Raw genomic sequence first — 14,768 nt, 5'->3', positions numbered from 1 at the left:
ATACCGGTATGCCGGTTGTCAACAGACTTGTGTTCCGGTATACCGGTTATGAAAACGCTGGAGGGTATATGCCGAAAATTCCCGTAACAGGTGGCTCCGTGCCGACGATGGAGCGACTGGACCTTAACCGTCCGGTCGTGGACCAGATCTATTCCGCGCTGAAATCGGCCATCCTGTCCCGGGAGCTTTTTCCCGGCCAGGCGGTTTCGGAAAACGAGATCGGACAGTTGTTCAATTCCAGTCGAACGCCGGTGCGCGAAGCGCTGAGCCGCCTGCGGGATGACGGCCTGATCGTCACCCTGCCAAGCCGCGGCACCTATGTCTCCAGATTATCGGAAAAACACATTCGCAGTGCGCAATTCATCCGCGAGGCACTGGAGGTCGCTGCCGTTTGCAGGCTGTGCCAGATCGGCATAACGGCGGAGGCCGAGCAGGAGATCGAACACGCACTCACCGGCCAGCGCGCAGCCATGCACCGCGGAGACAGAAAGGCTTTTCGTGTGCATGACGACCAGTTCCACAGCGCGCTTGCCGCCGCGACCGGTCTTGAGAGGCTGGAGACGCTATTGATCCGCGAGAAGGCGGGGCTGGACCGCCTGCGCGCGCTCGCCATCACCGACGAGGCGCATATGGCGCGACTGCTCTCCGAACATGAGGCGGTTTACGATGCGATCAAGGCCGGGGACGAAGCCCGCGCGACCGAGGGTTTGCGCAAGCACCTGAGACGCGTTCTCGGCATTCTTTCGCAGGTTTTCGAGAACCACCAGGACTATTTCGAATAATTCTGCGCCATCATCTTCAACGGTTCGAGCATCATGAATACGGCAAATCCCGAAAAAGCGCTTGCCATGTCGCAGGCGAAACTTCTGTGCGACACGATGAGCACACTTGCGGAATCCCCTGTCTGGGACGAGCGGCGACAGGTGCTTTTCTGGTGCGATATACTCGGCAGGACGGTGCGGTCGGCAGCGCTCGAGCCCGGCCTTTATCGCGAATGGGCATTTCCCCATACGGTATCGAGTCTTGGGCTTTGTCGGAACGGCGACCTCATCGTCGCCTGCGGCATGGATATTGTCATCCTCGATCCGGACAGCGGCGAAACACGCCTTCTCCACTCCCTCCCGTCACAGGACGGCATTCCTTGCCGGCTGAACGACGGACGGGTCGGCCCCGACGGCGCCTTCTGGGTGGGAACCATGCATAATGTGCCACTCTCGGACATGGAACCTCATGGTGAGCTTTGGCGGATCACCGAAAAGAGCGCCGAGCGCAGGCAGACCGGCCTGACATGCCCAAACGGCCTCGCCTTTTCCCCGGACGGCTCCATCATGTGGCAGAGCGATTCCGTTCAAAAATGGATACGCCGACGCAAATTCGATAAGAGAAACGGCACATTCGATGAGGGCGTGCTGGTGGCCCGGATGACGGAAGAGACGGGAAGACCCGATGGCGGCTGTCTCGACAGCAGTGGCACCTATTACAGCGCGGGCGTTTCCGCTGGCCTGTTGAACATTTTCGCGCCCGACGGCGACCATACGGACGTGATCGCGACCCCTGTGCCGCACCCCACCATGCCGTGCTTCGGAGGACCTGATTTCAGCATCCTTTTCCTGACGTCACACCGCCACAACATGTCCGAAGACCGGCTGAAGCAATCGCCATTTTCGGGCGGCGTCTGGGCAATCCCGACACAGAAAAAGGGCTTTGCCGCCTTCCGTTTTGGCGAGGGTGGATAAAGCCCGCAAGCCGAGCCCAGATTCCTACTCTTCCCGGAAGGCGCGGCTGATCTGGTCCGTCAACGGCTTGGCGATATAGGACAGCGCCGTCCTTTCACTGGTCTGGATGAACGCCTCGGCCGGCATACCCGGCACCAGCGGCGCATTGTTCAGCTTCTGCCTTTCGGAAACCGGCACGGAAATCCGCGCCAGATAATAGGAGAGACCGCTGCGCTGATCGGTGGTGATATCCGCCGCGATACGACTGACATGGCCTTCCAGTTCCGGCGTGACCCGCTGGTTGAAGGCGGTCATGCGCAGCATGGCCTTTTGCCCCAGCTGAAGCTGGTCGATATCCTTCGGCACGATCTGCACTTCCAGCGCCAGCTCATCTCCGTCAGGCACGATCAGCATGATCGGATCCGCCGGCGTCACCACGCCGCCCACGGTATGCACGGCCATTTCATGTACCATGCCGGATTGCGGCGCGACGATATCGATGCGCTTCAGCTGGTCTTCGGCGGCAACCTTGCGCTCGACAAATTCACCCATCTGGGCCTGTATCTCGCGCAGTTCCCGCCCGACCTCGGTGCGCAGTTCCTGATCGATCTGCAGGATTTGCAGCCTGGTTTCGGTGATGCGCCCTGCCGCCTGCGCCTGATAGGCGATTTTTTCGCCGCGCTCACCGCCGAATGTCGCGGCCTGCGTCTGCAGGCTGTTCAGCCTCTGCACCGAGACGACACCCTGTTCGCGCAGGGATTTCTGTGAGGTGATTTCAGCCTCCAGCACGGCAAGGCCGTTATCATAGGCAACTTCCTGCGCCTTCAGCCCCTCGATCTCATGTTCGAACTGGGTGATGCGTTCGGAAAGCTGCGCTTTGCGCCCTTCCCGATAGGATTTACGGAATTCGAACAGCTTGGTCTCGCTGCGCATGGCGGAGGCGACATCGGCATCGTCTTTTCTCACCATCAGCGCCTGCGGAAAAACGAGTTCCGGCAGATCGTCGCGCTCAGCCTCCAGCCTTGCCATGCGCGCATTCAGCTCATCCAGACGCTTGGTCACGATGGCGAGATTGGCGCGCGTCTGGGTCGCGTCGAGGCGCATGACCACATCGCCGGCCTTCACCCTGTCGCCCTCATTCACCAGAATTTCGCCGACGACACCGCCGCTCGGGTGCTGCACCTTCTTGCTGTAGGAATCCACCACCAGATGACCGGAGGCGACAACCGCGCCGGCAAGATTGGTCGTCGCAGCCCATCCGCCGACGCCGGCCAGCAGCGCTACACCCGCAGCAAGGCCGGCAACGAGATGTTTGCGGATGGAGCGGGACACATGGCTGCGCTGGTCAGTGTTTGACATCCGCATCTCCTTCCTGGCTATTCTCTTCACGGACGTCTTCCAGCACCAACGCCTGAGGCTGGGTATTGGCAACGACACGCAGCGGCGAGATCGTCTGGGCGGATGCGGTAAATCCCTTGGCCGCCTGCGTCTGCGGAACGCGCAATACCTTCGACAGAACCTCGTCGCGCGGGCCGAAGGCCTTCATCCTCCCCTCTTCCATCATCAGAATGAAATCGACGGCACCGATGGCGCTCGGCCGGTGGGCGACGACGACGGCAATGCCGCCACGCGCCTTGACCGAGGAAATCGCCTTGACCACGGCAGCTTCGCCTTCCGCATCGAGATTGGCATTGGGTTCGTCCAGCACCACGATGAAGGGATCGCCGTATAGCGCGCGGGCAAGGCCGATGCGCTGGCGCTGCCCGGCGGAAAGCGCCGAACCCGCCTCGCCTATATCACTGTCATAACCTTTTTCGAAACGCAGGATCAGTTCATGCGCACCCGCAGCCCTGGCCGCCGCGATGATGGCGTCAGGATCGGGATTATCCTCGAAACGGGAGATATTTTCACCGATCGTGCCATCGAACAGCTCCACGCCCTGCGGCAGATAGCCGATATGGCGGCCCAGCGCCTCACGGTCCCACTGCTCGAAACTTGCACCGTCCAGCCGTACCTTGCCGGCCGCCGGCATCCACGCACCGGTGAGAATGCGCGACAGGGTGGATTTACCCGAGCCGGAGGGGCCGATGACGCCGAGCGCGTTTCCAGCAGTCACGATGAAGCCAAGGCCGGTGACGGTCGGTTTTCTTTCTCCCGGCGGAACGATGGTGACGTTTTCGACCCGCAATTCCTTTTCAGGTTTCGGCAGGGCCATGGCGGCGGCATTGGCCGGCATCTGAGCAAAAAGCTCCCTCAGCCGCGCCCAGCTCTGCCGGGCGGCCACGAAGGACTTCCAGTTGGAAATGGCGAGATCAACGGGCGCCAGAGCCCGGCCCATCATGATCGAACTGGCGATCATCACGCCACCGGAGGCCTCCTGATTGATGACGAGCCAAGCGCCGACCGCCAGAATGGCCGATTGCAGCACGACCCGCAGGGATTTCGCGATATTGCCGAGACCGCCGGCCACGTCGCCCGCCTTGCGATTGGCGGCAAGATAGGCCTCGTTGGAATTCTGCCAGCGTTTTCCGAGCCGGCCGCCAAGCCCCATGGCCTGCACGACTTCGGCATTGCGGCGCGAGGCCTCCAGCTGCCGGTTGCGGGCCATATTCTCGACCATGGTGTCGCGGATCGGCTTCTGCGAGAAGATATTGGTGAGGATCGTCAGGGATACCAGCAGCACCGCGCCGGCAAGCGCCGTCACGCCGATCCAGAAGTGAAACAGAAAACATATGCCGAGATAAAGCGGCATCCACGGCAGATCGAAAAAGGCGGTCGGCCCCGTGCCGGAGAGAAAACCGCGCACATTGTCGAGATCGCGCAGCGGCTGCAGCCCGTCGCCCGGCATGCGGTTGACGAGCGGCAGGCGCACCACGGCATCATGCACCCTGCCGGAGTGCCGCATGTCGAAATCTTCGCCGATGCGGATCAGAACGCGAGCGCGGATGATATCGAGCAGGCACTGGAAGCCGTAAAGGCCAAGCGCGAGAATGGCGAGCCCGACCAGCGTCGGCAGGCTGCCGCTTGCCAGAACCCGGTCATAAACCTGCAACATGAAGAGCGGCGACGTGAGCGCGAGTATATTGACCACGCCGCTGACGAGCGCAACGCCGAGAAATGTGCTTTTAAGGGGCGAAACAACCGCCGCAGTGAGGGACTGCGGCGGCGTCTGCTGGTGGTTTTGAAAGCCCACAGCCTGTTTTTCCTTTACGCGGCAAGCGCCGATGCGTTGGCGAAAATGAAGTCCGATGCATCGAGCACATTTGCATCAACGCCCTTGAGCGTGATGGAGACGGAGGTGTCTGTTGCCGAAAGGATAACGGCATTTCCGCTATCATTATACCACAACAAATCGTCCACCGAAGTTGCGCCCCAGGCGGAAACGTCAAGCGTATCCGTGCCATCCTGGTAGCCGTAGGTACCGGTCGGGCCAGCCGCCACAACGTCGTTGCCGCCGGAGAATACGAAAGTGTCCGCGCCGGCAAAACCGGTCAGGGTATTGGAGGCCGCCGTATCCTCGATGACCGTGCCGGTGGCCGCGAAGTAATCATAAAAACCGACAAGCGAACCGAAGCGGGCGAGCTGATAAACGGCAAGATCGAGAAGATCGCGAGCGCCGGCGAGCGAGTAGGCGCTGTCGGGATCGATCAGCAATTCCTGCTGGCTGACCGCGATGCCGCTGGTGGACTGGCTGTAGCCGGTACCCAGAACGATGCTGTCGACCGAACCCGTCAGGTTGCCCTGGGAGTACTGCAGAGCGCCGCTCATGACGATGCCCTTGCCGCCGGTGCTGCCATCGCCCCACGCCTCATAGGTCGTGTTCGGATCGATGGTGGTGGTGGCAAGAGAACTCGTCTGAGCGTCATAGAACGCACCATAGGTCGAACCGAAACCGCTCGTCCAACCGTTGAGGTAGCCGATCAGATCGGAGGAAGACTGCGTCAGTTGAATTGTGGTAGCCATAGGTGTACTCCTTTGCTGGCCAATATCGATACCTTCGTTCTGTGACGAAGGCGTTTCATCTCCGGGACGGGCTGCAACCCAGCCCGGAGAATTTCTTCCACGGTTCAGAACTTCACGTTCATCGTCGCGATAAAGGTGCGGCCCGGGGCCGTATAGGCGCTGGCGGCCGGGATATATTTGCGATCCGTCAGGTTGTTGACGGCGAAGCGAAGCGTTGCCTTCTCGTTGAAAGCGTAAGATCCGTAGAGGTCCACCGTCGTGTAAGGGTCGGTCACCTCACGCAGATTGCCCTCCGTATCGAGCGTCCGCGACTGGGTCGGGGTGACATGGTTAAGCCTTGCGCCCAGCGAGAATTTTTCATCGAAGAACCGCATGCCGCCATCCAGCGTCAGCTTCACCTTCGGCGCGACATCGCCCGGCCAGGCGACGATCTCGCCCGTTGTCGTGGTCGTGCCGTTGGAAAAAACCTGCGTTTTCTCAGGCCATTCGGTCTTCAGGAGCGTCGCCGATCCGCCGATCCAGAAACTGCGGGCATCGTAATTGCCCTCGAATTCAAGCCCGCGCATATAGGTCGTGCCGTCCAGATTGACGAAGCTGGTATAGGTGCGGTCGGGAACCTGATCCGTGACGAGATGGCCGAGCGCGATGTAGTCCTTCACCTCGCGACGAAAGGCGGCCATCTTGATACGGATGGAATCGTCGTCCAGCAGCACGCCGTCGAAGCTCATATTCGCGCCGATTTCGTAGGTCGTGGCTTTTTCCGCGCGCAGAGATTGGTTCGGAGCATATTCATATCCGGGGCTATCGCCCGGACGCGCACCGGCAAAAAATGCCTCGAGGATTGTCGGCGGACGCAGGCTCTGGGAGTAGCTTACGTAAGGACGGAACCAGTCGACGGGTTTCAGCTCGATGGTGGCGGAGGGCAGCCAGGCGCTGTAGGTGCGATCGATGTCAACTTCATGCGAGGGATATTCGATGACGGATGTATTGGTGGTTATCCCCGTACCCGGCATGCAGTTGGCCGATGCGCGCGGCCAGACGCTGGCAAGAAAGACGTTATAACGCGACGCCCATACGGGCGGATTTACGGGCAGGAAAACCTGATTGAAGTACTCCAAAGGCGTATAACGATTACTCACCAGTTCACAGGGCACACTTGTCGTTACCGTTGTGTCCTTGACGCTATAATAGGTCGCCGATCCCTTCAGGCGTGACCAGTCGTAACGCACGCCCCCACTCAGCGTGATCCATTCGGCCGGCTCCAGTTCGCCATTCAAAAACAGGCTGGCGACATCTCGTCGCCCGGCAGGGCTGAAAGACGTATAGCTGCTGGCAAAGGACGGATTTTCCGTGATTTTGGCACTTGTCGCGACGGACGTCGCTATGTCGCGAAAGGCTTCGGCCCCATAATTCAGGCTGAGTGCACCGACACTGGTGTCGAAGCGGCTGGTATTCTCCAAGCTGCCGCCGAAACTGCGCAGGCCCATGTCAAGATTCGTCTCTACCGCATAAGTACGCGCCGCACGCAGTTCATGCGTCATATTATCGTTGAGCCACAGCGACGATTTGAAGTCGATCAGTTCGCTCTCGGGGTCCCAGTCCAGCTTCGCGACGACGCTGTCATTGCGCACGCTCTCCCGGTCGATCACCTCGGACGCGCCCTGAACGAAATCATTCTCCTGATGCATCCACGACAGCGAGGCCTGCACATCACCAAAATCGCCTTCGCCCTTGAAAAAGCTCGACCAGCCATCGCGGCCAAGCAGATCCTTCATCGTCGTGGCGGTGCTTCTGGCCTCGCCCCTGGTCCCGATCTCGTATTCATCCATGATCGTGCGGCTGTAACCCGCAACGAAGGAGAACGGGCCTTCAGGCGAGCGAACGGCGCCAAGAACCGAACCCTGAAAATCATAGCCATTGGTACCGCGGGACACATTCACTTCCCCGCCCCTGTTTTCACCCGCTGCAATCAGGTCATCGGCGCTGACGGCACGGAATTCCACCCTGCCGCCCAGGGAGCCGGCGTTACCCGACCGCGCATTGGTTATTTTATCGATCTCGACGGCACGGATGAAAGCGACATCCACGTAGCCCTGCCCGGCACTTGCGGTGTAACTCGTGGCTCCACCGAAAGCCGCGCCACGCTGCGCATTCTGCCGTGCACCGTCGATGGAGACGACCACGCGGCCGCTTTCCTGCAAACCGCGCACATTCGGCGAAACGGTCGGGAAGCTGCCATTGCCCTCGCCGGCATAAACGCCGGAAACCCGGTTGAAAACATCGCGCGTGTTGCGCACGCCGGCGGACTGGATCGCCTCGCGGCTGACGACACTCACGCTGGCGGGGGTTTCGTAAACCCAGTCCGGCGTTCCCTGATACCCGGTACCGGCAATGGAATTGCGCCCGGTCTTGCCCGTCACGGTGATTTCCTCGAGAATGGTCGTGCCTTCCGCCCCGGAGAGATCAGCCGCCGCCTGCCCCGTGCCGATGATGACCGTTCTGCCATTTCCGGCGATGCGGAAATTGACGCCGGTACCGGCCAGAAGCCGTGACAGGGCTTCCCGCACCGTAAAACTGCCGGTGACGGCATTGGTGCGCACATTGCCGGCCGATGGTGTGGCAAGCGTGACCTGAAGACCGGATTGCCGCCCGAAAGCGCCGACGACGGATGACAGCGACTGGGCGGGAATATTGAACGGCCGCGTCGCACCCTGCTCGCCACCGGCACGTTGGCCATTTGCGGCATTGGGTCCTGTCTGCGCAAAAACCGTCGTCGAGATTGAAACGACGAGCGCAGTCGTCGCCAGCAACACAGCCCTGCGCGTCTGCTTTCCCGCTTTTTTCCCCTGGCCCGTCATACATTTGTGGAGGCGCATATTGCTTTTATCTTCCTGTCTTTCGCTCCGGACATATCTTGACCGGATTACTCAACAAAAAGACGATTGCCTCGGCGTTTTTTTTCAGGCTTTTGGAGAAAATTTTATAAATTACTGAAAAATAAATATTATTTTTGTTTCGAAAGGTTTCAGAAGCGGGTGATTATGCGAGCGCTGCTGCCAATCGCATGCACCTTGCCCCTATAGGGTTCCACCAGTGCTTCCAGTGCACGATCCGGATCGCGCAAATCATAAAAACCCGTCACCCGCTGCTCTGCGAGCCGTTTGTCGGCCATGGTCAGCCAGGCCGGATGGTAGCGCTGGATCTGCTCCACGACGGAGCCTATCGTCGCATCCACCACGTAAAGCTCGCCATTGCGCCAGCCACCAATATCCTCGACGGGAACATTCTCTTTGCGGATCGCGCCGGAAGCGTCGACAATCAGCATTTCACCCGGCACGAGCCGGGTTGGTGGCGCGTTGCGGAAGGAGGCTTCCACGGAACCATGGGCAAGCGCAACCTGGGTCACCCCATCCGTCAGGTCGACATCGAAAGCCGTGCCCAGCACCTGAACGGTGACGTTCTTCGCTTCCACGACAAAGGGACGTGTTGTGTCCGGCACCACGTCAAAAAAAGCTTCCCCCTTCAGCACCTTCACAGTGCGGCGGCCATCGGTAAAATCCGCCGAAAGCGCGCTCGCTGCGGCGAGCTGCACCCTGCTGCCATCTTCCAACACGATCGTGCGGCTTTCAGCGGTGCTGGTCTGGTAATCAGCCTTGATATGGACGAAAAATGCGGGGGCGAACAGCACCGCAAGACAGAGGGCCGCAGCAGCCATCGCCGCTCCGGCATAGTGCCGCACGGACCAGCGCCGCCGCAAAGATATGTGTCTTGCAGCCTTTTCCGGCAGGTGCGGCGCGTCTTCCCAGAGATTTCTGAAGGCCGGCTCGACCAGACCGAGGTTTCGCCAGGTCCTGCACGTCCGGTCCCACGCAAGACGGTTCGCCGGGGACGATGCCAGCCATCGATCAAATTCAGCCTTCAGCCGCGGCTCCACTGAACCTGCCTGCAGACGCAGCAGCCAATCGGCCGCCTCTTCCGCTTTCCCGTTCGGCAATTCTATTTTCTTGTCTGGATCAATGGTCATTGAACCCGGCCAGTTCCTTTGGCTAGGCGGAGGAGCCGCCTCGTCTTCCGCGTTTCTATAAAGACGTTTGAGAGAGAGATTTTTTTCACGGGATGCGGCAATCAGGACAACTTTACTTCATTTCCTTGGTAATTGCGGCAATGCCGCCCTTGATCAGCCGATGGGCGCTGGCCACGGACACGCCGAGGTGACGCGCGATTTCTTCCATATTGTAACCACCGAATCTATGCATTTCCAATGCCACACGCGCCTGAACCGGCAAGGCCGCCAAAATAGTCTGCATCTGCCGGACTTCATCACAGAACAGGGCATGTTCCTCCGGCGTGCCATTATCCTGCGGCACGCCCCAGAACGGGGTATCGTCCGGCCGTTCACGGAGGTCCTGCCGGCTGCGCCGGCGATTGTCGAGGGCGAGATTGCGAACGATGCGGAAGAGATAGGATTTGAGATTGGAAGGGTTGCCGGAAGCTTCCGGAACGAATTTCAGGAACGCTTCCTGAACCACGTCCTCCGCATCCGCCCGCGATCCCAAAATGAGGGTGGCGTATTTGATCAGGTCGACCCTATGCGCGACGTAAGCGTTATAACGCTTGTCATCTTCCCGTATGCCCATGTCTCAACCGAGAGAAATTTCAAGGATCAGCGAAACTGCAGGCCGCCCGCATGGCGTCGCGGTTTTCCACACGATCTCTAACATTCAAACCGCCGGTCGAACAGATATTTCATGACTATTATCATCAAGAATTTGTGCGGCCGCAGGTGGATACGGCCAGATCCGGCGGCTGTCAGATAGCCCCGTCGACGATGACCATGGGCCTGCCCTGCGAACAGGGTTCGATGCGCGCATCGATACGATAGATATCGCGCAGCATATCGGAGGTTATTACCGTTTCCGTGCTGCCGCTCACCACCATTTCACCACGCGCGATCACCATGGTGTTCTCGCAATAACGCAGCGCATGATTGAGGTCATGCAGGGCGATCAGCACGATCATGCCTGTTTTCTGGGCCAGTTCGGTGACGAAACCTAAAACCTCGATCTGCCGGTGAAGGTCGAGCGCCGATGTCGGCTCGTCCATCAGCAGCACTTCCGGCTTGCGTGCCAGCGCCTGCGCCAGCGACACCAGCTGTCGCTGGCCGCCGGACAGTTCACCGAGACCGCGGAAGGCTAGGTCCTGGATTTTCAGTGCTTTGAGAATGGCATCGATCTCAAACAGTTCATGGTCCTGAACGCGCCAGCCACCGCCCTGCTTGGCGGAAAGCAGCACGGATTCATAAACCGTCAGGACGGCGTTGGCGCCGGTATCCTGCGGCATGTAGCAGATGGCGCGATTGCCGCGTGCCGTATCGGAGAGTTCCACCAGTCCGGGGCCGGAAATGAGGCTGGCGATGCGCTTGAAAAGCGTGGATTTGCCGGCGGCATTCGGGCCGATAACCGCCGTCACGCTGCCGCTTTCGAGCGTATCGATGCCGACCTTGGAGAGAACCGTGGTGCGCCCGTAGGCAGCACCGACATCCTTCAGTGCGAGCGCTACCATGCGCGTCTCCTGTTGCCGAAAATAAGCGCGAAAAAGAACGGTACGCCAACCAGCGCCGTGATGACCCCGATCGGCAGAACGGCGCCGGGAATGAGGATCTTGCTGATGACCGAGGTTGCCGACAGAAGCAGCGCGCCGCAGATCACAGAACCCGGCAGGAAGAAACGCTGGTCCTCACCCACCACCATGCGGGCGATATGCGGACCGACCAGCCCGACAAAGCCGATGGTGCCGACGAAGGAAACCGGAATGGCCGCCAGAAGGCTGACCGTCAGCATGGTCGTCAACCGCAGCCGCCGGACATTGATGCCCATGCTGGCCGCCTTGTCGTCACCCAGCCGCAGCGCCGTCAGCGCCCAGGCATTGCGCATGAATATCGGCACGGTAACGAGAAGGATGGCGGCAGTGATATAAACCTTGTCCCACGTCGCCTTCGTCAGGCTGCCCATGGTCCAGAAAACCACGGCGGCAAGCGCCTGTTCGGAAGCGAGATATTCAAGCAGCGACAGGGCCGCATTGAAGGTGAAGACCAGCGCGATGCCGAGGAGCACGATGGTCTCGACCGTCACACCCCGCAACGTCGAGGCGAAATGGATGAACAGCGCCGCAACCATGGCCATGATGAAGGCATTGATCGGCACCATATAATGCACGGCACCCGGAAAGATCGCCACGCCGCCGACGAGCGCCAGCGCCGCGCCAAAACTTGCAGCGGCGGAAATGCCGAGCGTGAAGGGGCTGGCGAGCGGATTGGACAGGATGGTCTGCATCTGCGCGCCCGCAACCGACAGCGATGCGCCAACGGTGACCGCCATCAGCGCAATCGGCATACGGATATCCCAGATCACCACCCGCAGCTGGTTTGCAGCGGCGGCCGGATCGGCAATGGTCGCCAGAACTTCGGAAATTGTGTAGCGCGCCGGGCCGAGCGCCATATCCGCGGCCATGCTGAAACACAGGGCGATGAAAAGCCCGACAAGAATAACGATCCTGCGCGCGGCAAGGGCGCGATATTGATCGCGCCCACTGACGCCAACGGCGCTTTCATTCAGCGAACTCATTGGTTCAGACCTTTTTCTAGCGAGGCGAAATAGCCCGGCTTGTAGGTAACGGGGAGGAACTTCCGGTAAAATTCCTCAGCGTTTTTTTCCGGATCGAGATCAGCGAAGAGGTCCGGATGGAACCACTTGGCAAATTGCTGGATCGGCAAAAACTCGTAAGGAGCGCCATAAAACTGGTGCCAGACGGCATGGACATTGCCCTGCTTGACCGCCTTCAGTTCCGGAAACGGCGTACGCGTCATCAGATTGGCCAGCCGCTCACGCGAAAGCGCCGTGTCTGCGCCAAGTCCAAGGGGAACGAACTGGTTGATGTCGGATTCCGCCGCCCAGTTCGAGCCGGTGACGATGACATGGTCAGGATCAGCGACGACCAGCTGCTCGGGATTGAGATCGCCGAAGGTTGTCTTGATGATGCCGTCGGCAATATTGCGGCCGCCGGCCAGATCGACCATCGCGCCGAAGTTGGCTGGCCCAAAGGTGCGGCAGCAATTGTTCTCGCCGGAAATGCCGGGCGAACGCTCGATAAAGACATTCGGGCGCTTCAGGTCCTTGACGCTGGCGAGCCGGTCGGTCACGCGGGCGATTTCAGCCCGGCGATAGGCGATGAATTCCTGGGCGCGCTCTTCCGCACCGAACAGTTTTCCAAGAATTTCGATCGAGGCTTCGCTGTTCTTATCGGGATCGATGCGGAAATCGAGATAAACGATCTTGATGCCGGCAGCGGCAGCCTTCTCTTCAAAACCACTTTCCTTGGCGGTTTTTTCCGTTTCCAGATTGAGGGTGATCACATCAGGAGAAAGGGTGATCGCCGTTTCAAGGCTGAAGTCACCCTGCGGCAGATAACCGAAGCGCGGCAGTTTCTCGATCTGCGGAAAACGCTCGACATAGGCCGTGTAGCTGTCGGGGTCTTTCTTGAGCAGATCGTCACGCCAGCCGACGATGTTTTCGAAGGTCTTGTCGCCCTTCAGCGCCGCAATGACGTGGATCTGGCGGGCTTCGCCAACGATGACACGCTTGGCCGGCAAGTCCAGTTCGACCTTGCGGCCGGTGACATCGGTGATCTCGCCTGCATGGGCTGTCATGGCGAGAAGAGAGAAGGCCAGCACCGCAAGATGCCTCAGAGCATTGAGCCGCATGAGAAGTCCTCATTGAGTTCCAAAAGAAAATGATGAAACCGCATCGCTGCGGTCTCATCCATCGAACGGACGGCGCTCCTCTTCACCGTCCCTGTCTTATTTCGCGTCCTTCAGCGACACGAAGTAGCCGGGCTTGTAGTCAAGCGGCAGGAAGCGGGCATGCAGCTCCTTGAAGGTCGCCTCGGGATCGAGATCCCCAAAGAGATCCGGATGCAGCCACTTGGCGATTTCCTGAATGGCCACGAACTGGTACGGGTTGTTGTAGAACTGGTGCCAGATGGCGTGGACATTACCATCCTTCACCGCCTGCACGCCGGTAAAGGCCGGACGCTTGGTCAGGTTTTCCAGCTTGCGATGGGCTTCCTTCACATCCGCGCCATAACCGACGCCGACCCAGTTGCCGCCGGGAACGTAACCGTTCCAGTTGCCGCCGGTGATGATGATCTGCTCCGGGTTGGAAGCAATGATCTGTTCCGGATTGACGGTGCCAAAGGTGCCGGGAATGATGTCTTTCGCCATGTTGATGCCGCCGGCAAGTTCAACCATCTTGCCGAAGTTTTCATCGCCGAAGGACATGCAGCAATCGTCGGAGTAACCGCCCGCGCGCTCAACGAAGACGACGGGCTTCTTCGGATTGGCCTTTTCAAGCGTATCGGTAACCTTGGCGATGGAGTCAGCACGGAACTTGATGAAGTCCTCGGCGATCTTTTCCTTGCCGGTCAGCTTGCCCATCAGGCGCATGCTCGGCTCGGTATTTTCCATCGGCTTTTCGCGGAAGTCGACATAAACAAGCGGAATACCGACCTTGGCGAGCTTTTCGATGTAGCCTGCCTCTTCGGTCGCCGTCTTGGCGTCGATATTCATCAGGATCACGTCGGGCTTCAGCGCAACGGCCTGCTCGACGTCGAAAGTGCCGTCCTTCATGCCGCCAAAGGTCGGCAGCTTGGCAATCTCAGGATATTTGGCGAGATAGGCGTCATAGGTTTCCGGGTCGGCCTTCGCCAGATCGTCGCGCCAGCCGACCACGTGCTGGAAAGGGTTTTCCTTGTCGAGCGCCGCGAGGAAATAAATCTGCCGGCCTTCGCCCAAAATGATGTGCGAAACGGGAACATTGACTTCCACATCCCTGCCCGTCACATCCTTGACGGTGACCTTTTCGGCCAGTGCCGGCCAGGCGGCGGATACGAGAAGGCCAAGGGCAAGTGCCGCAGATTTGGCTGAGATGCGCATCGGATATTGCTCTCCAGTGTTGACTGGCGGGGCTGTATTATTTTCTGACTGTACTAGTCAACATTTATGTTTTAGAGCCATTCTCAACTGACCGGTGCATG

12 protein-coding genes are annotated in these 14,768 nt (G+C 59.6%); 2 read left to right on the top strand and 10 right to left on the bottom strand.

The genetic code is table 11. The features are described 5' to 3' along the window. Nucleotides 1-68: 68 nt before the first annotated feature. Nucleotides 69-782, top strand: a complete 714-nt coding sequence (locus tag N434_RS11815; protein WP_110757914.1) for a GntR family transcriptional regulator — start codon at nucleotides 69-71, stop codon at nucleotides 780-782. Nucleotides 783-815: 33 nt separating this feature from the next. Beyond that, on the top strand, nucleotides 816-1,736 hold the full coding sequence (locus N434_RS11810) for an SMP-30/gluconolactonase/LRE family protein (RefSeq protein WP_181423952.1): 921 nt from the start codon (nucleotides 816-818) through the stop codon (nucleotides 1,734-1,736). Nucleotides 1,737-1,760: 24 nt separating this feature from the next. Here N434_RS11810 and N434_RS11805 read toward each other — a convergent pair whose 3' ends face one another. The 10 genes from N434_RS11805 to N434_RS11760 form a co-directional block, all read right to left on the bottom strand. After that, nucleotides 1,761-3,074: an HlyD family type I secretion periplasmic adaptor subunit gene (locus N434_RS11805; RefSeq protein WP_110757912.1), complete on the bottom strand. Its 1,314-nt coding sequence runs from the start codon at nucleotides 3,072-3,074 to the stop codon at nucleotides 1,761-1,763. Next, on the bottom strand, nucleotides 3,061-4,908 hold the full coding sequence (locus tag N434_RS11800) for a type I secretion system permease/ATPase (RefSeq protein ID WP_110757911.1): 1,848 nt from the start codon (nucleotides 4,906-4,908) through the stop codon (nucleotides 3,061-3,063). Before N434_RS11800 ends, N434_RS11805 begins: the two co-directional genes overlap by 14 nt. A 14-nt stretch (nucleotides 4,909-4,922) precedes the next feature. Then, a complete protein-coding gene (locus N434_RS11795; RefSeq protein WP_110757909.1) occupies nucleotides 4,923-5,678 on the bottom strand; it encodes a hypothetical protein in 756 nt (251 codons plus the stop codon). 104 nt (nucleotides 5,679-5,782) lie between these two features. Further along, entirely contained in the window at nucleotides 5,783-8,554 is a 2,772-nt protein-coding gene (locus N434_RS11790; RefSeq protein ID WP_110757907.1) for a TonB-dependent receptor, read from the bottom strand. A 149-nt stretch (nucleotides 8,555-8,703) separates the two neighbouring features. After that, nucleotides 8,704-9,702, bottom strand: coding sequence for a FecR family protein (locus N434_RS11785; protein ID WP_110757905.1), 999 nt, complete (start codon nucleotides 9,700-9,702; stop codon nucleotides 8,704-8,706). A gap of 112 nt (nucleotides 9,703-9,814) precedes the next feature. Beyond that, nucleotides 9,815-10,315: an RNA polymerase sigma factor gene (locus N434_RS11780; protein WP_110757904.1), complete on the bottom strand. Its 501-nt coding sequence runs from the start codon at nucleotides 10,313-10,315 to the stop codon at nucleotides 9,815-9,817. A 172-nt stretch (nucleotides 10,316-10,487) separates the two neighbouring features. Continuing rightward, the gene (locus tag N434_RS11775; protein WP_110757902.1) at nucleotides 10,488-11,240 is read right to left on the bottom strand and encodes an ABC transporter ATP-binding protein; all 753 of its coding nucleotides are present in this window, start codon (nucleotides 11,238-11,240) and stop codon (nucleotides 10,488-10,490) included. Then, the gene (locus N434_RS11770; RefSeq protein WP_065117517.1) at nucleotides 11,234-12,301 is read right to left on the bottom strand and encodes a FecCD family ABC transporter permease; all 1,068 of its coding nucleotides are present in this window, start codon (nucleotides 12,299-12,301) and stop codon (nucleotides 11,234-11,236) included. The genes N434_RS11775 and N434_RS11770 overlap by 7 nt, the downstream gene beginning before the upstream one ends. Beyond that, nucleotides 12,298-13,437 carry an ABC transporter substrate-binding protein gene (locus N434_RS11765; protein WP_110757900.1) on the bottom strand — a complete coding sequence of 380 codons (1,140 nt, stop codon included), beginning with the start codon at nucleotides 13,435-13,437 and terminating at the stop codon, nucleotides 12,298-12,300. The genes N434_RS11770 and N434_RS11765 overlap by 4 nt, the downstream gene beginning before the upstream one ends. Before the next feature lie 96 nt (nucleotides 13,438-13,533). After that, on the bottom strand, nucleotides 13,534-14,667 hold the full coding sequence (locus tag N434_RS11760; RefSeq protein ID WP_065117515.1) for an ABC transporter substrate-binding protein: 1,134 nt from the start codon (nucleotides 14,665-14,667) through the stop codon (nucleotides 13,534-13,536). Between the last annotated feature and the right edge of the window lie 101 nt (nucleotides 14,668-14,768).

Source organism: Rhizobium sp. UGM030330-04 (assembly GCF_003208455.1).
Lineage (GTDB): Bacteria > Pseudomonadota > Alphaproteobacteria > Rhizobiales > Rhizobiaceae > Agrobacterium > Agrobacterium rhizogenes_A.
Note: the sequence above shows the minus strand (reverse complement) of the source record. Positions and strands in the feature narration are given on the sequence as shown.